General features: G+C 68.5%; 17 protein-coding genes and 1 tRNA gene. 9 read left to right on the top strand and 9 right to left on the bottom strand.

Going from position 1 to position 19,861, the window contains the following annotated elements; genetic code table 11:
• Positions 1-85: 85 nt before the first annotated feature.
• Entirely contained in the window at positions 86-592 is a 507-nt protein-coding gene (locus tag EV647_RS19205) for a SigE family RNA polymerase sigma factor (RefSeq protein ID WP_134004778.1), read from the top strand.
• The gene (locus EV647_RS19210; RefSeq protein WP_134004780.1) at positions 589-1,992 is read left to right on the top strand and encodes a hypothetical protein; all 1,404 of its coding nucleotides are present in this window, start codon (positions 589-591) and stop codon (positions 1,990-1,992) included. Before EV647_RS19205 ends, EV647_RS19210 begins: the two co-directional genes overlap by 4 nt.
• Here EV647_RS19210 and yvcK read toward each other — a convergent pair.
• The 3 genes from yvcK to uvrC are packed head-to-tail and all read right to left on the bottom strand — an operon-like array spanning position 1,989 to position 5,829.
• Positions 1,989-2,936: a uridine diphosphate-N-acetylglucosamine-binding protein YvcK gene (gene yvcK / locus EV647_RS19215; protein ID WP_134004782.1), complete on the bottom strand. Its 948-nt coding sequence runs from the start codon at positions 2,934-2,936 to the stop codon at positions 1,989-1,991. The genes EV647_RS19210 and yvcK overlap by 4 nt on opposite strands.
• A complete protein-coding gene (gene rapZ / locus EV647_RS19220) occupies positions 2,933-3,799 on the bottom strand; it encodes an RNase adapter RapZ (RefSeq protein WP_130385510.1) in 867 nt (288 codons plus the stop codon). The genes yvcK and rapZ overlap by 4 nt, the downstream gene beginning before the upstream one ends.
• A complete protein-coding gene (gene uvrC, locus EV647_RS19225) occupies positions 3,799-5,829 on the bottom strand; it encodes an excinuclease ABC subunit UvrC (RefSeq protein ID WP_134004784.1) in 2,031 nt (676 codons plus the stop codon). The genes rapZ and uvrC overlap by 1 nt, the downstream gene beginning before the upstream one ends.
• A gap of 82 nt (positions 5,830-5,911) precedes the next feature.
• Here uvrC and EV647_RS19230 point away from each other — a divergent pair, with 82 nt between their 5' ends.
• Together EV647_RS19230 and EV647_RS19235 are read left to right on the top strand one after the other, a co-directional pair.
• Positions 5,912-6,367: a DUF6194 family protein gene (locus EV647_RS19230; RefSeq protein WP_134004786.1), complete on the top strand. Its 456-nt coding sequence runs from the start codon at positions 5,912-5,914 to the stop codon at positions 6,365-6,367.
• 194 nt (positions 6,368-6,561) lie between these two features.
• Complete coding sequence (locus tag EV647_RS19235; RefSeq protein ID WP_238177292.1) at positions 6,562-7,743, top strand: S8 family peptidase; 1,182 nt, start codon at positions 6,562-6,564, stop codon at positions 7,741-7,743.
• 114 nt (positions 7,744-7,857) lie between these two features.
• On the opposite strand, the gene EV647_RS19240 is transcribed toward EV647_RS19235, so the two are convergent.
• The gene (locus EV647_RS19240; RefSeq protein WP_134004790.1) at positions 7,858-8,439 is read right to left on the bottom strand and encodes a Rieske (2Fe-2S) protein; all 582 of its coding nucleotides are present in this window, start codon (positions 8,437-8,439) and stop codon (positions 7,858-7,860) included.
• Positions 8,440-8,565: 126 nt separating this feature from the next.
• Positions 8,566-9,609, bottom strand: a complete 1,044-nt coding sequence (locus EV647_RS19245; protein ID WP_134004792.1) for a hypothetical protein — start codon at positions 9,607-9,609, stop codon at positions 8,566-8,568.
• A gap of 36 nt (positions 9,610-9,645) precedes the next feature.
• Here EV647_RS19245 and EV647_RS19250 point away from each other — a divergent pair, with 36 nt between their 5' ends.
• On the top strand, positions 9,646-10,542 hold the full coding sequence (locus EV647_RS19250; RefSeq protein ID WP_134004794.1) for a hypothetical protein: 897 nt from the start codon (positions 9,646-9,648) through the stop codon (positions 10,540-10,542).
• A gap of 8 nt (positions 10,543-10,550) precedes the next feature.
• On the opposite strand, the gene uvrA is transcribed toward EV647_RS19250, so the two are convergent.
• Positions 10,551-13,595, bottom strand: a complete 3,045-nt coding sequence (gene uvrA / locus EV647_RS19255) for an excinuclease ABC subunit UvrA (RefSeq protein ID WP_134004796.1) — start codon at positions 13,593-13,595, stop codon at positions 10,551-10,553.
• Between the two features lie 215 nt (positions 13,596-13,810).
• Here uvrA and EV647_RS19260 point away from each other — a divergent pair, with 215 nt between their 5' ends.
• On the top strand, positions 13,811-14,470 hold the full coding sequence (locus EV647_RS19260) for an MBL fold metallo-hydrolase (protein ID WP_134004798.1): 660 nt from the start codon (positions 13,811-13,813) through the stop codon (positions 14,468-14,470).
• 133 nt (positions 14,471-14,603) lie between these two features.
• Here the strand turns inward: EV647_RS19260 and EV647_RS19265 are convergent, their stop codons facing one another.
• Complete coding sequence (locus EV647_RS19265) at positions 14,604-15,302, bottom strand: tetratricopeptide repeat protein (protein WP_238177293.1); 699 nt, start codon at positions 15,300-15,302, stop codon at positions 14,604-14,606.
• A gap of 23 nt (positions 15,303-15,325) precedes the next feature.
• Here EV647_RS19265 and EV647_RS19270 point away from each other — a divergent pair, with 23 nt between their 5' ends.
• Entirely contained in the window at positions 15,326-15,859 is a 534-nt protein-coding gene (locus EV647_RS19270; protein WP_134004800.1) for a GNAT family N-acetyltransferase, read from the top strand.
• Here the strand turns inward: EV647_RS19270 and EV647_RS19275 are convergent.
• Positions 15,849-16,802, bottom strand: a complete 954-nt coding sequence (locus tag EV647_RS19275) for a S1C family serine protease (RefSeq protein ID WP_134004802.1) — start codon at positions 16,800-16,802, stop codon at positions 15,849-15,851. The two genes, EV647_RS19270 and EV647_RS19275, sit on opposite strands and share 11 nt — an antisense overlap.
• Before the next feature lie 111 nt (positions 16,803-16,913).
• Here EV647_RS19275 and EV647_RS19280 point away from each other — a divergent pair, with 111 nt between their 5' ends.
• Both EV647_RS19280 and EV647_RS19285 read left to right on the top strand, forming a co-directional pair.
• Positions 16,914-17,462: a TetR/AcrR family transcriptional regulator gene (locus EV647_RS19280; RefSeq protein WP_134004804.1), complete on the top strand. Its 549-nt coding sequence runs from the start codon at positions 16,914-16,916 to the stop codon at positions 17,460-17,462.
• Positions 17,463-17,543: 81 nt separating this feature from the next.
• On the top strand, positions 17,544-19,718 hold the full coding sequence (locus EV647_RS19285) for an MMPL family transporter (RefSeq protein ID WP_134004806.1): 2,175 nt from the start codon (positions 17,544-17,546) through the stop codon (positions 19,716-19,718).
• Between the two features lie 39 nt (positions 19,719-19,757).
• Here the strand turns inward: EV647_RS19285 and EV647_RS19290 are convergent.
• Positions 19,758-19,831, bottom strand: a tRNA-Pro gene (locus tag EV647_RS19290).
• Between the last annotated feature and the right edge of the window lie 30 nt (positions 19,832-19,861).

The following is a 19,861-nucleotide window of genomic DNA, read 5'->3' on the forward strand; positions in this document are numbered from 1 at the left end:
CGGGCGGAAGCTGCCCCGGTTACGCGCATTGCAACCTTTCCGCGCGCTGAGTGCGTTACTCCGGCGAAGTTCTGAGAGGAGGGGCATGAAGGGACCGGACGACGCCGAGTTCACCGAGTTCGCCGCGACCACGATCCGGCGGCTGCGCAGAACGGCGTACCTGATGTGTGGCGACTGGCACCGGGCGGAGGACGCTGCGCAGGACGCGCTGGTGAAGGTGTACCGCCGCTGGCACCGGATCGACCGCACCCAAGGGCTGAACGGGTATGCGCATCAATGCCTGGTCACGGCCGTGTTCGACCAGTCCAGGAAACCGTGGCGGCGGGAGCGGCTCGTCGACGCCGACGAGAACACCGGGCCGCAGCCCGATCCGGTCGGCGCCGTCGACGACCGGATGCTCGTCGTACAGGCGCTCGGCGCGCTGCCGCCGAGCCAACGTGCGTGCGTCGTACTGCGGCACTACACCGACCTCAGCCTCGAACAGACCGCCGACATCCTCGGTATCGGCGTCGGCGGCGTGAAGAGCCAGACGTCCCGCGGCCTCACCCGCCTCCGCGAACTTCTCGACCAGACCGAAAGGAGCGCCTCATGACCACGGACATCGAACGCTTGCTGGCCGCTGCCGCCGACGACTCCGACCAGCCACTGACCACCGACGTCGACGATCTGCTCGTCCGGGCCCGGCGCTCCGTGCGGAAGACCCGGATCGCAACGGTCTCGACGGCGGTCCTCACCACGGGCGTCATCATCGCCGGTGTCGCCACGTGGTCCGCGAACCGCAGCGAGACCACCGGTCCAGCGGACGGCCCGAGGCTCACGCTGGATCCGACGACCGGTCGGGTCATCAAGGACGAGACCGGCGCGCAGGTCCAGGCGCCTCCGCCGGTCAGCCAGCTCAGCGATGCCAACCTGCGCGACCAGTGCAAGCAGGCCGACAAGGAGTACGTCGACTTCTTGCGCGAGCACGGTGCCAACCCCCTCGACAAACTTCAGCCGCTCGACGCCCGCTGGAAGGTCGTCGCGAAGGCCGGCACCGGCAACCGAGTACAGGCGATTTTCCTGTCGCCGGACCGGTCCATCGTCAGCACCTGCACGCTGATCAGCGTCGGGCAGGCGCAGTCATACGGCCGGGTGAGCACAAAGGCGGACGCGTCGATCAAGTCTCCGGGCGGGGTGGCGAACCGGGTTCCGGACGGTGTCCGCGAGGTCCTGGTCAACCTTGACGGCGAGACCGAGCCGCGGCAGGCACTTCTCGGCGAGAATGGTTTCTACTCGCTGGGATTCGACGCCTCGACCAGCGGGCGGGTGCGGCAGGTCCGCGGGTACGACGAGCAAGGCCGCAAGGTCTTCGAGTACACACGACCGCCGCTCCCGACCACGAGGCCCTCTGTCCCGGACAGCGTCACGGTCAAGACCGCCGAGCCGATCACACCGAACGTCGTACTGACAAAAGACCCGTTGACCGGGAAGGCTCTCGCTCCCGCGCCGCCGGTCAGTCCGCTGACCGACGAGCAGGTCACCACGCGGTGCCGTGAAGTGGACGACATCTACTTCAGTGGCAGCAGTGGAGCTCAGGATCCGCGGATCAAGGCCGCCGGCCCGGTCACGAAGGAGTGGCAGGTCGCGCTCAAGACGGGCACCGGCAAGAAGCTCACCACCGTACTGATCTCGCCGGACAAGAAGGTGTACGCGTGGTGCCACATGCTGGCGCCGACGGCCAAGGGCGCGTACGACTACACGCGGAGCGCCGTGCAGGCGAACGGGAAGTTCGCCGACAACTTCAGCTTCGGGATGGTGCCGGACGGCGTCGCACAGCTCGTCGTCGACCTGCCGAAGCAGGGCCCGACCCGCGCGCTGATCTCCAACGGCTACTACATCTGGGGTCTCACCGGCGGGAACTCGGACATCAAGAACGTCCGAGTTCGCGGGTACGACGCCCAGGGCAAGCAGGTGTACACCGCCAAGAAGGACGTGGACGCCGACTTCGACTAGGGCCTTAAGAAGATCTCCCGGTAGACCTTGGCGAGTTTGTCCGGTGCGTGGTGGAGCTCGCGGTCCTCGTCGGCGATGTCGGCGATCACCAGCTCGGCCCCGAGGGATTCCGCCGTACGGCGGAGCGACTCGGGGTCGGGCACGTGACCGGCGTCGGCGAGTACGACGTCGATCCGGAGATCCGGCGCGTGGCCGGCCAGCACCTCTAGATGCGTCTCGGGCGAGAACCCGTCGGTCTCCCCCTTCTGCTCCCCCAGGTTCAATGTCAGGAGCCGGCGGGCGCTCGTCTGCTCGAGACCGCGGCACAATGCGGGCACCAGCAGGTTCGGGATGACGGAGGTGAACCAGGATCCCGGCCCGACCACGACCCAGTCCGCTTCCGCGATCGCCACCAGGGCCTCGGGACAAGCCGGCGGGTCGGCCGGATCCAGCGCGACGTCGACGACGTGGCCCTCGGTCGACGCCACCTCGGCCTGACCGCGGATCTCCGTGATCAGCTCCGGATGCTCGGGATCCAGCCCGAGCACCCGCGCAGTGATGTCCAGCGGTACGGCGGACATCGGCAGCACCCGGCCCTCCGCGCCGAGCAGCCGGCCGACCCAGTCGAGTCCGTCGACCGCCTCGCCGAGCAGCTCCCACAACGCGACGATCAGCAGATTGCCGACGGCGTGGTCGTGCAGCTCACCGTTGCTGCGGAAGCGATGCTGCAGTACGTCGGCCCACGTCCGGCCCCACTCGTCGTCACGGCAGAGCGCGGCCAGCGCCATCCGCAGATCACCTGGTGGCAGTACGCCGAGCTCTCGACGCAGCCGCCCGGACGAGCCTCCGTTGTCGGCGACCGTGACGACGGCGGTCAGTTGATCGGTGACATGACGAAGCGCGGAAAGGGATGCGGCCAGGCCATGTCCCCCACCCAGTGCGACGACCCTGGGCGCCCGGCTCACTCCCGCCCCAGATCCCGGTGTACCACTAACGTCGGTGACCCCTTCTCGCGCAGCCTGCGGGCGATCTCCTCCGCCATCGCAACGCTGCGGTGCTTACCCCCGGTGCAGCCGATCGCGACAGTGACGAAGCGCTTGCCCTCGTTCAGGTAGCCGGTCCGCAGGGTGTCCAGCACGTCCACGTAGTTCTGCAGGAACTGCTGGGCCAGCGGATGGCCGAGCACGAAGTCTGACACAGGCTTGTCCTGCCCGGTCATCGGGCGCAGGTCGGGCTGCCAGTACGGGTTCGGGATGAAGCGCATGTCGGCGACCACGTCGGCGTCCACCGGGATGCCGTACTTGAACCCGAACGACACCACGGTCGCTCGCAGCTCCGCGTTCTCCTCGTCGCCGAACGCGTTCACGATCTTCGCGGCGAGCTGGTGGATGTTCAAGCTCGAGGTGTCGATCACCAGATCGGCGCCGGCCCGGATGTCGCCGAGCAGTTCGCGCTCACGCTGGATGCCGTCGAGCAACCGGCCCTCGCCCTGCAGCGGGTGCGGCCGGCGGACGCTCTCCTGCCGGCGCACGATGACGTCGTCGGACGCCTCCAGGAACAACGTCAGCGGCCGGTACCCCTTCAGCCGCAGGTCGTGGATCGCAGAGCTCAGTTCCTCGAAGAACAGGCCGGTCCGGACGTCGACGACGACCGCGAGCCGCGGTGCCGCGCCGGTCCCGACGACCTGCTCGACGAGCGTGGTCAGGAACATCGGCGGCAGGTTGTCCACCACGAACCAGCCGAGGTCCTCCAGTACGTCGGCGACGGAGCTCCGTCCCGCGCCCGACATACCGGACACGATGATGAGGTTGCCGCCTGTGTCGTCCATCAGTTCTCAGTTCTCCCTGGATCCCCGTCAGGCGTCTCGGCCGGCGCCGGGACGTCGTCCCCCAGTATCTCGCCTGTGGCCGTGTTCACCGACGGAGCCCGGCCGGTTTCCGCCTTCGTTGCGGCAGCGTTAACCGCGAGTACGACGGACTCCGCCGTACGGCGCCCGAAACCGGGCAGATCCGCCACCTCGTCGATCGTGGCCAGCCGCAACTTCTTCAGCGACCCGAAGTGCCGCAGGAGCGTCTTCCGCCGGACCTCACCAAGCCCCGGCACCTCGTCGAGGACGCTCTCGACCATCGACTTCGACCGCCGGTTGCGGTGGTGCGTGATCGCGAACCGGTGCGCCTCGTCCCGGAGCCGCTGCAGCAGGTAGAGACCTTCCGACGTCCGCGAGAAGATCACCGGGTCTTCCTCGTCCGGCAGCCACACCTCCTCCAGGCGCTTCGCCAGGCCGCAGACCGGGATGTCGCCGAGGCCGAGCTCGTCCATCGCCTGCCGGGCCGCCGCGACCTGCGGAGGACCACCGTCGACGACCACGAGGCCGGGTGCGTACGAGAACTTCTTCGCCCGCCCGGTCTCCGGGTCGATCAGCGTGCCGCTCGGATCCTCGTCACCGGTCATCGTCGCGCGCTCGTCGAGCAGCCGCTTGAACCGCCGGGTCAGCACCTCGGCGATCGAGGCGACGTCGTTCTGCCCGTCGACGCCCTTGATCACGAACCGCCGGTACTCGCTCTTGCGCGGCAGGCCGTCCTCGAACACGACCATCGAGGCGACCACCTCGGTGCCCTGCAGGTTCGAGACGTCGTAGCACTCCAGCCGCAGCGGCGCCTCGGGCAGGTCGAGCGCGGCCTGGATCTCCTCGAGCGCCTGGTTGCGCGTGGTCAGGTCGCTGGCCCGCTTGGTCTTGTGCATCGTCAGCGTCTGCAGCGCGTTCCGCTCGACGGTCTCCATCAGCGCCTTCTTGTCGCCGCGCTGCGGGACCCGGATGTCCACCCGCGCGCCACGCGTCGCCTCGAGCCACTCGGTCAGCGCGGCCGCGTCCTCGGGCATCGTCGGGACCAGGATCTCCCGCGGGATCGCGTCGGCCGAGTCCCCGGCGTACGTCTGCTGGATGAACCGGGACACCAGGTCGGCGGTGGACGCCGTACCGTCGGCCTTGTCGGCGATGAAGCCACGCTCACCGCGGATCCGGCCGCCGCGGACGTAGAAGATCTGGACCGCGACCTCCAGCGGGTCCTCGCTGAGCGCGATCACGTCCGTGTCGGTGCCGTCGCCGAGGACCACCGCGTTCTTGGCCAGCGCCTTCTCCAGGGCGGCCAGGTCGTCGCGGATCTTCGCGGCTCGCTCGTACTCGAGCTCGGCGGCCGCGGCCTGCATCTCCTTCTGCAGCCGGCGCACGTACGTCGCGGTCTGGCCGGAGAGGAACGCGGCGAAATCGTCGACGATCTGCCGGTGCTCCTCCTGGGTCACCTGCCCCGTGCAGGGCGCGGCGCACTTGCCGATGTACCCGAGCAGACAGGGCCGGCCGATCTGGCGGTGCCGGTTGAACACGCCCTTGCTGCACGAGCGCATCGGGAACACCCGGAGCAGCAGGTCGACGGTCTCCCGGATCGCCCACGCGTGGCTGTACGGACCGAAGTACCGCACGCCCTTCTTCTTCTGGCCGCGACCGACCATCACCCGCGGATACTCCTCGTTGAGGGTGATCGCGAGCCACGGGTACGACTTGTCGTCGCGGTACTTCACGTTGAAGCGCGGGTCGTACTCCTTGATCCAGGAGTACTCCAGCTGCAGCGACTCGACCTCCGTCGAGACCACCGTCCACTCGACCTTCGCGGCCGTCGTCACCATCGCCTGCGTGCGCGGGTGCAGGTTCACCACGTCCTGGAAGTACGACGACAGCCGCGCGCGCAGGTTCTTCGCCTTGCCGACGTAGATCACCCGGCCGCCGGAGTCGCTGAAACGGTAGACACCGGGCGAGTCGGGGATCGATCCCGGAGCGGGACGGTACGAGGACGGATCAGCCACCCAACCACCCTAGTTCGGCCTGCCGACAAATCCGGGATCGCGGGAAAGTTTTTAACGCAGGTTCAATGACAGACTTGAAGGTATGAGAGCTGAAGAACTGGACCGACTGATTCGCGCGTACGACGGCGTCCGGGTGCTCGAGGCCCAGGACGACCTGTTCTACCTGTACGACCCGGCCGCCGACCTGCCCGCGGAGCGGCAGCAACCGTTCGCCACCATCGTCACCGGTGACCACTACGAGAAGGTGTCCCGGCTCGACGAGCCCGGCTCCTGGCGTCTCAACCTCGGCCTCACCAAGACGACGTACACGTCGCTGTTCGGACCGGTACCGACCGAGCGCGACGCCGACTGGGTGCTCGACTCGGGCCACGACTACGCCGCCCGTGACGTGTTGATGCCCCATCCGTTCTATGCCGCTCAGCACTGGGTCGCGATCGTCGACCCGACCGGTCTGGACCAACTGCTCCCGTTGATCGTGGAGGCGTACGAGTTCGCGGCGCGCAAGTATTCCAATCACCAGATGCGGCAAACCAGCTGAAGATTGCGGTCGTATTGCGGGTTGAGTCATAAGGCTGAGTTGACCCCCGGCTGGGATGGGCGCGCTCCCTAGCGTGTGGACCAGGGTAGATGCGCAGGTCCTTTGCGTGAGGCAACAAGGCCTTGCGCTGACTCGAGGGAGTTCCGCCCATGTTCCCACCCCTTCGGATATCACGCGCCCTGCAGCGCCGTCTTTTGGGTGCTGCAGCTGCATCCGCGCTCGCCGTCACCGGGATCGCCGCCACCGCGGCCGGTAGTGACGCGTCGCAAACCGCTCCCGCGACGATCCGCGGCGCCGGCAGCTCGAACGCGATCCCCGGCAGCTACATCGTCGTACTGGCCGGCCAGAACTCGCGGGCACAGACCCGGGCCGCGACGCAGAGCCTGGCCTCGGGCTACGACGTCAAGATCAACAAGCAGTTCGACTCGTCGATCAAGGGCTTCTCCGCCGGCATGACCGAGGACCAGGCGAAGAAGCTGGCCGGTGACAAGCGGGTCGCGTTCGTCCAGCAGAACCAGAAGATCACGGTCAGCCAGGACGACCCGCCGTGGGGCCTGGACCGCGCCGACCAGCGCGACCTGCCGCTGGACAAGAAGTACGAGGCGTCGACCACCGCCGAGAACGTGAACGTCTACGTGATCGACACCGGGATCTATGCCGCCCACAAGGACTTCGGCGACCGGGCGTCGGTCGGCACCGACACGGTCGGCGACGGCCAGAACGGCGTCGACTGCATGGGCCACGGCAGCCACGTGGCCGGCACCATCGCGGGCACGACGTACGGCCTGGCCAAGGGTGCGAAGGTCGTCGGCGTCCGGGTTCTCGACTGCAAGGGCTCCGGCTCGACCGAGTCTGTTGTGGCCGGGATCGACTGGGTGACCAAGAACGCCAAGAAGCCGGCGGTCGCGAACATGAGCCTCGGCGGCGGCGCCGACGACGCCCTCGACGCGGCGGTCAAGGCCTCGGTCGACTCCGGTGTCACGTACGCCGTTGCTGCCGGCAATGAAAGCGCGGACGCCTGCCAGGGCTCGCCGGCGCGGGAGCCTTCGGCGATCACCGTCGGCGCTACCGACGACCAGGACAAGCGCGCGGAGTTCTCGAACTTCGGCAAGTGCGTGGACCTGTTCGCACCGGGCGTCGACATCACCTCGGTCGGCATCACCGGCCCGGACGCCACCGCGAAGATGAGCGGTACGTCGATGGCCACGCCGCACGTCGCCGGCGGGGTCGCGCTGTACCTGGCCGACCACCCGGACGCCACACCGGCCGACGTCGCCAAGGCACTGGTCGACACCTCGACCGCCGACAAGGTCGGCGACCCGGGCACAGGCTCGCCGAACAAGCTCCTGTTCGTCGGAGCAGCCGACCAGTCCTGACCCATTTCATGGGTTGACCCATGAGATAGGGGGTTCCCCACCCTGATTCCGGGTGGGGAACCCCCCATTTGCCTGGTGGACCCACCAATTTGACTGGTCAGCCCAGCAAATCGGTCAGGCGGACTCGACGATGTTGCCGCCCTCGACCTTCACGTTCACGGCCGGCAGGGCCGTCTGCGCCGGTCCGCTGACCGGGCTGCCGTCGGTGATGCTGAAGTGGCTGTTGTGGAACGGGCAGACGATCTGGCCGCCCTCCACCGAGCCGATCGGGTTGCCCTGGTGCGTGCACACCGCGGAGAAACCCTTGTACTGCCCCGCGGTCGGCTGCGTCACCACGACCTTCGCGTCGGTGAACACCTTCCCGCCGCCGACCGGTACGTCGGACACCGGGCCGAGCACCGCACCGCCACCGGCCGGCGCACTCGATGACGGGGCACTCGACGAAGGGGCGCTCGACGAGGCGCTGCCGCTGGCGCTCGGCGCCGAGTTCGAGCCGCTCGCGGACGGTGTCGTACCGCCGCCCGAGGCGTCGTCACTGCCACCGCAGGCCGCGAGGATCGGCGCGCTGGCACCCGCGAGCGCGACCATCGCCGCGCAACGGAGCACCGTCCTCCGGTCGCGCAGACCGTCGGCCGCCTTGGCCAGTCCATCGGCCTGCGGCGGTGTGGTGGCTGGTGCCATCGTGTCATCGCTCATGAATCCGGACCTCCAGGAGCCTGCTGATCGAAGTAGTTGAACGCTATATACCGAGTCAAACGGGCGGATCGGGCGAACGGTTCAACGCCGCTGGGATTGAACCGCAGTTTGAAGGTTTGCTGTGAATCAGCTGGCAGTCCGCGTCACGATCCCGACGACACGGGCCGCGAGTTCCAGGACGGCGCGCCGCGTCTCGGTCTCCAGTTCGCTCGAGTGCAGCGGCCAGGCGCCGGCGATGTGCGGGTCGTACGGCACCACAACGGGATCCAGTCCGCGCTGCCGGAACGCGTCGACCAGCCAACGGGCTGTGTCGAGAGTGGAACTGTCGACCACCGTGATCACGACGACGCCGCGGTTGAGCAGCACGTCCTGTCCGGCAGGCGCCAGCTGATCGAGCTGCTGCAGGCAGTACGCCGCGATGTCCGGCGCCGACGGTACGACGAGGACCGTGCAGTGTCCGGTGTTCGCCATCTCGGTGGCGATCTCGTCGAACATGCTGCCCGGGCAGTCCACGACGGCGAGACCGACGTCGCGCGCACCCTGACTCTGCGCGGCGGCGAGCGTCGACCGCAGCGCCGGAACGGTGGGGTCGCTGCGGACCAGACTCGCACCCTCGATCGCGCCCGAGCCACGGGTCAGCTCGAGCCGTCGCGACAGCTCGGCACCGCCCGGATCGACGTCGACCGCAACCACCCGGTCCGCCCGCTGGGCCGCCAGCGTCGTGGACAGCAGCGCCGTCACCGTCGACGTACCGCCGTTCAGCACCGGGCTCGTCACCCCGACCCAGCAGGTGATCGCGATCGGGCGGCGACAGGTGGCGATCAGGTCAACCTCATGCTGCAGGCGGCCGGATCCACCGACCAGGTACACTGCCTCGGCCGCAACCCGCCGAAACTTGTCGAACACCGACTCCTCGCTGTCCCCCGCCGAGCGCCTCCAATCCGCGGGCGGCTGGTCCCGCTGGTACGCCGCCTGCGCCGGGAGCTGCTCGTACTGATGCTGCTGGTGGGGGTGCTGTTGCTGGTCCGCCTGGGGTTGGATCGGAGTCTGATCTGCAGGCGGGAGTGAGGGCTGAGGCGCGGGTTGCTCGGGTTCTTGGGTCTGTTCAGGTGGTGCCGACTGCCCCGACATTCGGCGCAGCATGTCCCCCTGCCAGTCAGACTCAGTCATCGCCCGGCACACTTTAGTGGTGGGAGAGGCCTGGAGATGACTGGTACGACGAACGACTCGACGGTTCTGAAGGCGATCGCGGACCTGGCGCCGATGTGGATGCCGGGATGCGTCGTCGATACCGCCGAACGCACGGTCGAGGTCGGCTGGGGCCGCGGCGCGTTGCAGATGTCGGCCGTCGTCGGCCTCGGCGAGATCATCGACCGGTGCCGTCAGCTCCCCCAGCAGCTCTGGGCCGAGCAGATCGAGGCCTGGCTGCGCGCGGTCGTCGCGGAAGGCGAGCTGGCCACGGAGGAACACCGGTTCGGCGACGTCGCCGTACGTCAGCGTGCGATGCTGCTGCAGCGCGGCTGGTCGGCGCGAACCTCTGGTCCGGTGGCGGACGCGTTGATCCCGTTCGGCGACCATTTCGAGGTCGTGGTTTTCATCGGCACCGGTGCGGACTACCGCCGGCTGACCGTCGTACGGCGCTCCATGCTCGGGCTCGGCGATCCCGACGTACCGTCGCCGGTGCAGTTGACGCTCGAGCACATCTCGGACCTGCGGCCGGTGGAGCACGACGGCTTCTCGGTGCTCTCCCGCGACGACGACCCACTCGTGTCGATGGCGATCGTCGACCGCGAGAAGTTGTTGCCCCAGGCCTCCATCGGACTCGGCGTGCTGGTCGGCGTACCGAGGTTGAGCAGCGTCGCGTTCTGCGCAGCCGATGCGGGACAGCAGACCGCCGACCGGTTGGCGCAGTACGTCGCCGACACCTACCGCGATGCGCCGGACCAGTGCAGCCCCGACCTGTACTGGTTGCAGGGTGACCGCATGGTTCAGGTGCCGGTCACGCTCGCGAAGCCGCCGGCAGTCATGCTGCCGGCGGCGTTGCTGCCGTCACCGCGCCGCACCTGGGTCCGGCACCTCTGGCAGCAGCTCTTCCGTCGCTGACTCTCTGGTCAGCCTGCGACGCGCTTCCTGGCAGCCGTCTTCTTCGCCGGCGCAGCCTTCTTGGCCGCCGTGCTCTTCTTGGCACCGCCGTTCTTCGCGGCGGTGGTCTTTGCGACGGCCGTCTTCTTTGTTGCGGTGGTCTTCTTCGCAACCGCCTTCTTCGCCGGCACCGACTTCGCCGCGGCCTGCTTGGCGCTCGGCTTGGCCGCGCGACCCCTGAGGATCTCGGCGAGGAACTGCCCGGTGTACGACGCGGGGTTGGCCGCGACCTGCTCCGGCGTACCTTCCGCAACCAGGGTGCCGCCGCGACGTCCGCCGTCGGGGCCGAGGTCGATGATCCAGTCGGCGGTCTTGATGACGTCGAGGTTGTGCTCGATCACCAGCACCGAGTTGCCCTTGTCGACCAGACCGTTGAGAACGCCGAGCAGCTTGCGGATGTCCTCGAAGTGCAGGCCCGTCGTCGGCTCGTCCAGCACGTACACCGTGCGGCCTGTCGACCGCCGCTGCAGCTCGGACGCCAGCTTGACGCGCTGCGCCTCACCGCCGGACAGCGTCGGCGCCGGCTGCCCGAGCCGCACGTACCCGAGGCCGACCTCGACGAGCGTCTTCAGGTGCCGCGAGATCGCCGGGATCGCCGCGAAGAACTCGGCCGCCTCCTCGATCGGCATGTCCAGCACGTCCGCGACCGTCTTGCTCTTGTAGTGCACTTCGAGCGTCTCGCGGTTGTACCGGGCGCCGTGGCACACCTCGCACGGGACATACACGTCCGGCAGGAAGTTCATCTCGATCTTCAGCGTGCCGTCACCCGAGCAGGCCTCGCAGCGGCCGCCCTTCACGTTGAACGAGAAGCGACCCTGCTGGTACCCGCGGACCTTCGCCTCGGGCGTGTCCGCGAACAGCTTGCGGATGTGGTCCCACACGCCGGTGTACGTCGCCGGGTTGGACCGCGGCGTGCGGCCGATCGGCGACTGGTCGACGTGGATGACCTTGTCGACGAGCTCCATCCCGGAGATCTTCGTGTGCCGTCCGGGCACCGCGCGGGCGCCGTAGATCTGCCGCGCCAGCGACGTGTAGAGGATGTCGTTCACCAGCGTCGACTTGCCCGAGCCGGACACCCCGGTGACCGCGACGAACACCCCGAGCGGGATGGTGACGTCGAGATCCTTCAGGTTGTTCTGGCGCGCGCCGTACACGGTCAGCTCGCGGCCCTCGGTGAGCGGCCGCCGTACCGCCGGGATCGGGATCTCCCGTCGGCCCGACACGTAGGCGCCGGTGATCGAGTCCGGGTGGTTGCGCAGGTCCTCGACCGTGCCGGACACGACGACCTGGCCGCCGTGCTCACCGGCGCCCGGGCCGATGTCGACGACCCAGTCCGCGTGGTCGATGGTGTCCTCGTCGTGCTCGACGACGATCAGCGTGTTGCCGAGCTCCTTGAGCCGGACCAGCGTGTCGATCAGCCGCCGGTTGTCCCGCTGGTGCAGGCCGATCGACGGCTCGTCGAGCACATAAAGTACGCCGACCAGACCCGAACCGATCTGCGTCGCCAGCCGGATCCGCTGCGCCTCACCTCCGGACAGCGAACCCGCCGGCCGGCTCAGCGCCAGGTAGTCCAGACCGACGTCGAGCAGGAACCGCAGCCGCTCGCCGATCTCCTTGACCACGCGCTCGGCGATCTGCTTCTCACGCGGGCTCAACTCCATCTGCGACAGGAATCCGTGCACCTCGTCGATCGACATCGCGCTGATCTCCGCGATGTTCTTCCCGCCGAGCGTGACCGCCAGCGAGATCGGCTTCAGCCGCGCGCCGTTGCAGGCCAGGCACGGCACCTCGCGCATGTACTCCTCGAAGCGCTCCCGCCCGGTGTCGCTCGACGCCTCCGCGTGCCGCCGCTCGACGTACGGGATGACGCCTTCGAAGCTCGTGTAGTACGACCGCTCGCGGCCGTAGCGGTTCTGGTACGAGACGTGGACCTGTTTGTCGTGGCCGGTGAGCAGCGCCTTCTTCGCCTTCGCCGGCAGCTCCCCGAACGGCGTGCTGGTCTTGAACTTCAGGTCCTTCGCCAGCGCCTCCAGCAGCCGCTCGAAGTACTGCGAGACGTTCTGCCCCGCCCACGGCTGGATCGCGCCCTCGTCGAGCGACTTGGACGGGTCCGGAACCAGCAGCTCCGGGTCGACCTCCATCCGGGTCCCGAGACCGGTGCACACCGGGCAGGCGCCGTACGGCGAGTTGAACGAGAACGACCGCGGCTCGAGCTCGTCGATCGCGAGCGGGTGATCGTTCGGGCAGGCGAGCTTCTCGGAGAACCTGCGCTCGCGGTGCGGGTCGTCCTCCGGCAGGTCGACGAAGTCCAGCACGAGAAGCCCGCTGGCCAGACCGAGCGCGGTCTCGACCGAGTCGGTGAGCCGCTGCTTGGCGGAGCTCTTCACCGCCAGCCGGTCGACGACGACGTCGATGTCGTGCTTCTTCTGCTTGTCGAGTTTCGGCGGGTCGGTGAGCTGGATCGTCTCGCCGTCGACCCGGGCCCGGGACAGACCCTGACCGGTCAGCTGGCGGAAGAGATCCAGGTACTCCCCCTTGCGGCCGCGGACGACCGGCGCGAGCACCTGGAACCGGGTGCCCTCCTCCAGCTCGAGCACCCGGTCGACGATCTGCTGCGGCGTCTGCCGCGCGATCGGCTCGCCGCACTCCGGGCAGTGCGGCCGCCCGGCGCGGGCGAACAGCAGCCGGAGGTAGTCGTACACCTCGGTGATCGTGCCGACGGTGGACCGCGGGTTCCGCGAGGTGGACTTCTGGTCGATCGAGACGGCCGGCGACAAGCCCTCGATGAAGTCGACGTCCGGCTTGTCCATCTGGCCGAGGAACTGCCGCGCGTACGCCGAGAGCGACTCGACGTACCTCCGCTGACCCTCAGCGAAGATCGTGTCGAAGGCCAGGCTGGACTTCCCGGACCCGGACAGGCCGGTGAAGACGATCATGGCGTCCCGCGGCAGGTCGACCGAGACGTCTTTCAGGTTGTGCTCACGCGCTCCGCGCACGATCAGACGGTCAGACACAAGCTCACTCTCAGCCGTTCTCGAGGGGTTCCGGGTGGTGCTGGGGGTGCATCTCTGGCATGCCCGGTCATGCTAACGAGGCCCACCGACAAAAACTTCCGCCTGCCGAATCCGGAAGCCTCTTCGAAAGTATATTCGATCGGCGCAGGTGGTGGCTGCACCGGTGGTCGGGAGGTGCGAGGATCGGCGTGTCACCGAGATCAGGGAGAGGCGAGATGCCGGAGTACCACGGGAACGTGAAGGTCGGCGGGGCAGCGCAGACGCACGAGCTGGCCCACTTGATGATCACCAAGGTCGCGGTCGGGCCGATGGACAACAACGCGTACCTGTTGCGCTGCCGGCATACCGACGAGCAGGTGCTGATCGACGCCGCGAACGAAGCGGACACCCTGCTGCGGCTGATCGGTGACGGCGGCCTCGCGCGGGTGATCACCACACACCGCCACCAGGACCACTGGGAGGCGCTCGCCGAGGTCGTCGCCCGCACCGGCGCCACCACGGTCGCCGGCCGGTACGACGCCGAGGGCATCCCGGTCCCCACCGACCAGCCCGTCGACGACGGCGACCACATCGCCGTCGGCCGGTGCAGCCTCCGCGTCATCCACCTCGTCGGTCACACCCCGGGCTCGATCGCACTCCTGTACGACGACCCCGACGGCGCACCCCACCTCTTCACCGGCGACTCGCTCTTCCCCGGCGGCGTCGGCAACACCCAGGGCGATGCCGAGCGCTTCACCTCACTCCTGAACGACGTCGAGACCAAACTCTTCGCCGACCTCCCCGACGAAACCTGGGTCTACCCCGGCCACGGCTCCGACACCACCCTCGGCACTGAACGCCCCAACCTCCCCGAATGGCGCAACCGGGGCTGGTAACCACTCGCGGTCAGCTGGTCGTGTGCAGCTCGACAGGTAGAGCACCAGCGAGACGCTGTACGCACAACCACAATCACGCTGAGGTGCACTACCCAGCCAACCGATACCTCCTGTCCAACTGCTCACCCCGCCATCAGATGCGTGAGCGGGCGGCTTCGATTTGTTCGGTGATCTTTGTGGCGCCAGATGTGGTGGCGAGGGTTGTGGCTTCGGCGGCTAGGGCTCGGGCGTCGTCGGGGCGGTTCTGGGCTATTGCCAGGTAGATGAGGCCCACCAGGTTGGCGGCGACGCCGGCGGTGAAATTGAGGGTGCGGCGGAGTGCGGTGGACTCCTCCAGCAGGTCGCGGGCTTTGGGGTAGTCGTCGGCCATGTGGGCGGCGATGCCTAGGTGGCGGAGGGCGTACGAGAGGGTTAGTTGGTCGCCGGTCTTGCGGGACAGGTCCGCGGCCTGGCTGAGGAAGGGGATGGCGGTCGGGTTGTCGTCGCGGACGACCTGATGGAAGCAGCCGATCCAGAACAACGCCTCGGCCTCGCCGCGCTCGTCGCCGGCGCCACGGAACAGGTCCGCCGCACGCTCGAAGTACGCGAGCTCCTCCACCGGGTCGACGTGCGACTCTCCCGGCTGCTCGGCGCGCGACTGCGACCGGTCGACGTCTTCCGGCGGGTCGGCGTGCGGTTGCAGGAAGCGGCAGTGGAGGATTCGGCCGCGTTGCAGGAGCAGCCGGGCCTCGACCGTGTCCAGTGCGCGGTCGGCGGCGGGCAGGCCGTCGTACTCGCCGTTGAAGATCGCCCGCTCGTACAGTTCGTCGACCTGCCGCATGAGTTCGTCCACCCGGCCGATCCTAGGATGCCTGCATGACCGGCTTCGCGGAATATGAGCCCGGGGCCGCTCGCAAGACGGCCGACGTCCTCGTGCGCCCGGCCGTGGACGCGGATCTCACGACCTGCGCCGAGCTGATCGTCACGCGAACCGGCGGGTCGGTCGACGAGCGCCGGAGCAAGCTCCAAGCCGACCTCCAGAACCCCGACCGGTACACCGCCGTCGCCGAGATCGATGGTCAAGTCGTCGGGTACGGCGCCGTGATCCGGCACCAGATCTCCCCCGCCGACCCGCCCACAACGGCTCCGGACGGGTACTACCTGATCGGGCTGATCGTCTCGAACGAGTGGCGCCGCCACGGCATCGGCGACCTGCTCACCCAGGACCGCATCCGCTGGACCACCGAGCGCGCCGACGAGATCTACACCTTCGTCAATCTCTCCAACGGCGCCATTCTCGATCTCACCCGCCGCTTCGGGTTCAGCGAGGTCACCCGCGACTTCACCTTCCCGAACGCGCCCCTAAAACCCGGCACCTGTGTGCTCCTGCGTGCCGAACTCAATCACTGAGCTCGGCCGGGTAGGCGATCACGTCCACGAGCGCGTTGTTCCGGATCGCGGTGATCTCGGTACGGCGCGCGATCGCGTCCTCGAACAACTGACGCTGCAGAGACTGAGCATCCCGAAGCTGTACGCCGTTCACGGCCAGGACGAGATCGCCCTGCCGTAGACCCGCGGCCGCCGCCGGACTGGCCGGAATGACCTCGACGACGCGCAGAGCCGAGCGCTGATCGAACCGTTCCGCGAGCGCCGGCTGCAGCGGCGCGGGCTTGGTCACGAGCCCGAGGTACGCGCGACGCACGCGACCGTCGTGCAGCAGCGAGTAGATGATCCGGCGCGTGGTCTGGTTGACCGGCACCGCGAGACCCAGCCCGATCCCGGCCACGGCGGTGTTGATCCCGATCACCCGCCCGTTGCCGTCGGCAAGCGCCCCGCCTGAGTTGCCCGGGTTCAGCGCTGCGTCGGTCTGGATCACGTCCTCGATGATGCGCTGAGCGGAGCCACTGCGCACCGGCAACGACCGGCCCAGCGCACTCACCACGCCGGCCGTCACGCTCCCGGCCAGGCCGAGCGGATTCCCGACGGCAACCACCAGGTTCCCGACCTTCAGCACGTCCGCGTCGCCGTACTCCGGCGGATCTGGGATCTCCCGGTCGGCCCGCAGTACGGCGAGGTCGGACAGCCGGTCCACCCCGACCACCCGGGCCTGCGCCGTCGTACCGTCCGCGAACTCGGCCGACGCCTCGACGCCGTCGCCGACCACGTGCGCGTTCGTGAGCAGATGCCCGTCGCCGGTCAGGACGACGGCGGAGCCGGACGAGTCGCCGCGCCGGCTGTGGATCCGCAGGCTCGCGACCCGCGGGATCAGGTGTGCCGCCACGCCCGAGACCACCCGGGAGTAGGCGTCCAGTACGTCGTCCCCGGCCACCCCGTCGGCAATCTCGTCAGCCATCGCTCTCGCCTCCTGAATTACATCATTACACCGAAGACAACCACGTGGCCCGGACCACAAAACTGACCGATCGGTTGAAAACTGGCCGATCGGTCAGTCATGATGCATGACATGGCAGTTACCACCCCGGCGCGGGAGCGGACCAGGCGCGAGATCGTGCGTCAGGCGATGGACCTGTTCCAGGCCGCCGGCTACAACGCGACGTCACTGCAGGACATCGCGACCGCAGCCGGTTGCTCCAAGGCGACAGTGCTGTACCACTTCAGCGGCAAGCCCGCCGTCCTCGCCGCCGTCCTCGAGCCCGCCGCCGCCGACGTGGCCGCGCTCGTCAAGGCGGCCGCCGGGCTGTCCCGGGCCGACGCACAGGAGCTCGCCATCCGGAGCTTCATCGATCTCGCCGTCGTCCATCGCGGCGTGGTCGACGTGCTCCAGGACATCCTCCCGGTGATCGAGCAGATGCCCGAGGTCGCGCAACTCGTCGCCGACGGCATGCAACTCTCGGACTACCTGGCCGGGTCCGACGACCCACTCGAGCAGGACCTGGCGAAGTTCGCCATCAACGGCCTCCTCGGCGAGTGCCGGCACGCGCAGGAACGCACCGACGACGACCTCCGAAGACTCTGCGACATCGCCCTGCGGAGAATCCTCCGCCGCGCCTGAGCCCCGACCCGACTCCCCCGCCGCCACGGGGCGATCACTTCTGCCCGTACGCCGTACCGATCTGAACGGACGCTCTTCACGATGGCCAATCTGCTGTACCGGCTCGGCCGGTTCTCCTATCAGCGCAGGCGCCTGGTCGCCGCCCTGTGGGCGCTGTTCCTCGTCGTCCTCGGCGTCGGTGCGCTGACGCTGGGCGGCAAGACCGCGAACACGTTCTCGATCCCGGGCACCGAGTCGCAACGCGCGCTCGACGCGCTCAAGCACGAGCTACCGGCCGCCAGCGGTGCGTCCGCCACGGTCGTGGTGAAGGCGCCCGACGGCAAAACACTCGCCGACCCGACCGTGAAGGCCGCCGTCGGCGCCACCGTCGCCAAGGTCGCGAAGGTGCCTGAGGTGATCGTGGCGATCGACCCCTTCACCAGCAAGGCGATCAGCCCGGACGGTACGACGGGATTGATCAGCGTCCAGTTCGACAAGCCGGCCGATGAGCTGTCGCACGAGAGCCGCGACGGGTACGACGGACTGAGCGGACTCAGCTCGGGTGATCTCCAGGTAGTGCCGGGCGGACAGATCAAGGCCGGCGTACCGGAGATCGGCGCGACCGAGGTGCTCGGTGTGGCGTTCGCGGCTGTGGTACTGGTCGTCACGTTCGGGTCCCTCGTGGCGGCCGGGATGACGCTGGTGACGGCGCTGCTCGGCGTGCTGGCCGGGATGGCCGGGTTGTTCATCGTGACCGCGTTCACCGACGTGTCGTCGACGGCGCCGATCCTGGCGCTGATGCTCGGGCTCGCCGTTGGGATCGACTACTCGCTGTTCATCAGCTCGCGGCACCGGTCGCAGCTCGGCGAAGGCATGGATCCGGAGGAGTCCGTCGCGCGAGCGACTGCGACGGCCGGGTCAGCGGTGTTGTTCGCCGGCGCGACCGTGGTGATCGCGCTCGCCGGGTTGTCCGTGGTCGGCGTACCGTTCCTGACCGCGATGGGCCTGGCCGCAGCGGCAACCGTGCTGACCGCCGTCCTCGTGGCGCTGACGTTGCTGCCGGCACTGCTCGGGTTCGTGGGGAACCGGGTGCTGCCGCGGAAGCTGCGCAAGTCACCGGCTGCGGCGACTCACAAGGAAGGCTTCGGTTTCCGGTGGGGCCGGCTGGTGACCCGATTGCGGGTGCCGATCGTTGCTGTCGGCATCATCGGCTTGGGCCTGCTCGCGATCCCGGCGAAGGACATGCAGCTCGCGCTGCCGGACGGCGCTTCGGCAGCGGCCGGGAGCAACCAGCGGGTCGCGTACGACCTGACCGCCGCGGCGTTCGGCCCCGGCGCCAACGGGCCGCTCGTGGTTGTTGTGAAGAGCAACAGCGCGGCGACGTCCAACGCGCTGGTACAGCAGGCGCTGGGCAAGGCGCAGGGCCTGCCGGATGTGGTCGCGGCGCAGCCGGCCGCGGCGAGTCAGGACGGTACGACGCGATTGCTGCAGGTGATCCCGAAGAGCGGGCCGGCCAGCGAGGAAACCGCTGATCTCGTGAAGAACCTGCGGTCGGCGGTGCAGCCGCTCGCCACGGGCGACGCGAGTATCTCGGTGACCGGGAACACGGCGGTCGGCGTCGATGTGTCGAACAAGTTGTCCGACGCGTTGCCGACGTACCTGTTCGTCGTGATCGGGCTCTCGTTCCTGCTGTTGCTGCTGGCGTTCCGGTCGGTGCTGGTGCCGTTGAAGGCGACGCTCGGGTTCGTGCTGACGATCGGGGCGACGTTCGGGATCACGATCGCGGTGTTCCAGGAAGGGCATCTGGCGAGCCTGGTCGGGATCGACTCCCCCGGCCCGCTGGTGAGCTTCCTGCCGATCATCATGATGGGCATCCTGTTCGGGCTGGCGATGGACTACGAGGTGTTCATCGTGTCCCGGGTCCGGGAGGAGTTCGTGCACGGGCGGCACGCGAACGACGCGACCGTCCAGGGCCTCGGTCACGGTGCGCGCGTCGTCACCGCCGCGGCGCTGATCATGGCGTCGGTCTTCGCGGGCTTCATCCTCGTCGAGGACCCGATCATCAAGGCGATCGGCTTCGGCCTCACCATCGGTGTCCTGATCGACGCCTTCGTCGTCCGCATGACCCTGGTTCCCGCCATCCTCAGCCTCCTCGGCGACCGGGCCTGGTGGTTCCCGAAGTGGCTGGACCGGATCACCCCGCGCGTCGACATCGAGGGCGAGTCCCTCAAGATCGCCGACGAGCCCGAGCCCAGGCAACTGGCCGACGTCCACTGAAATGCAGAAGAGGGGCACCTGTTCGGTGCCCCTCGAATGTCGGGCTGACAGGATTTGAACCTGCGGTCTTCTGGCCCCCAGCCAGACGCGTTACCAAACTACGCCACAGCCCGATGGACGCTCCGAAGAGCGAGCCGGGGTAA

It is taken from the genome of Kribbella sp. VKM Ac-2566, assembly GCF_004366005.1.
Taxonomy (GTDB): domain Bacteria; phylum Actinomycetota; class Actinomycetes; order Propionibacteriales; family Kribbellaceae; genus Kribbella; species Kribbella pratensis.

Excerpts from the sequence above, each read along its gene's own strand:
- EV647_RS19205 (WP_134004778.1), top strand. The coding sequence starts at position 86 with ATGAAGGGACCGGACGACGCCGAGTTCACCGAGTTCGCCGCGACCACG.
- EV647_RS19210 (WP_134004780.1), top strand. The coding sequence starts at position 589 with ATGACCACGGACATCGAACGCTTGCTGGCCGCTGCCGCCGACGACTCC.
- rapZ (WP_130385510.1), bottom strand. The coding sequence starts at position 3,799 with ATGGACGACACAGGCGGCAACCTCATCATCGTGTCCGGTATGTCGGGC.
- EV647_RS19230 (WP_134004786.1), top strand. The coding sequence starts at position 5,912 with ATGAGAGCTGAAGAACTGGACCGACTGATTCGCGCGTACGACGGCGTC.
- EV647_RS19240 (WP_134004790.1), bottom strand. The coding sequence starts at position 8,439 with ATGAGCGATGACACGATGGCACCAGCCACCACACCGCCGCAGGCCGAT.
- EV647_RS19245 (WP_134004792.1), bottom strand. The coding sequence starts at position 9,609 with ATGACTGAGTCTGACTGGCAGGGGGACATGCTGCGCCGAATGTCGGGG.
- EV647_RS19250 (WP_134004794.1), top strand. The coding sequence starts at position 9,646 with ATGACTGGTACGACGAACGACTCGACGGTTCTGAAGGCGATCGCGGAC.
- EV647_RS19260 (WP_134004798.1), top strand. The coding sequence starts at position 13,811 with ATGCCGGAGTACCACGGGAACGTGAAGGTCGGCGGGGCAGCGCAGACG.
- EV647_RS19270 (WP_134004800.1), top strand. The coding sequence starts at position 15,326 with ATGACCGGCTTCGCGGAATATGAGCCCGGGGCCGCTCGCAAGACGGCC.
- EV647_RS19275 (WP_134004802.1), bottom strand. The coding sequence starts at position 16,802 with ATGGCTGACGAGATTGCCGACGGGGTGGCCGGGGACGACGTACTGGAC.
- EV647_RS19280 (WP_134004804.1), top strand. The coding sequence starts at position 16,914 with ATGGCAGTTACCACCCCGGCGCGGGAGCGGACCAGGCGCGAGATCGTG.
- EV647_RS19285 (WP_134004806.1), top strand. The coding sequence starts at position 17,544 with ATGGCCAATCTGCTGTACCGGCTCGGCCGGTTCTCCTATCAGCGCAGG.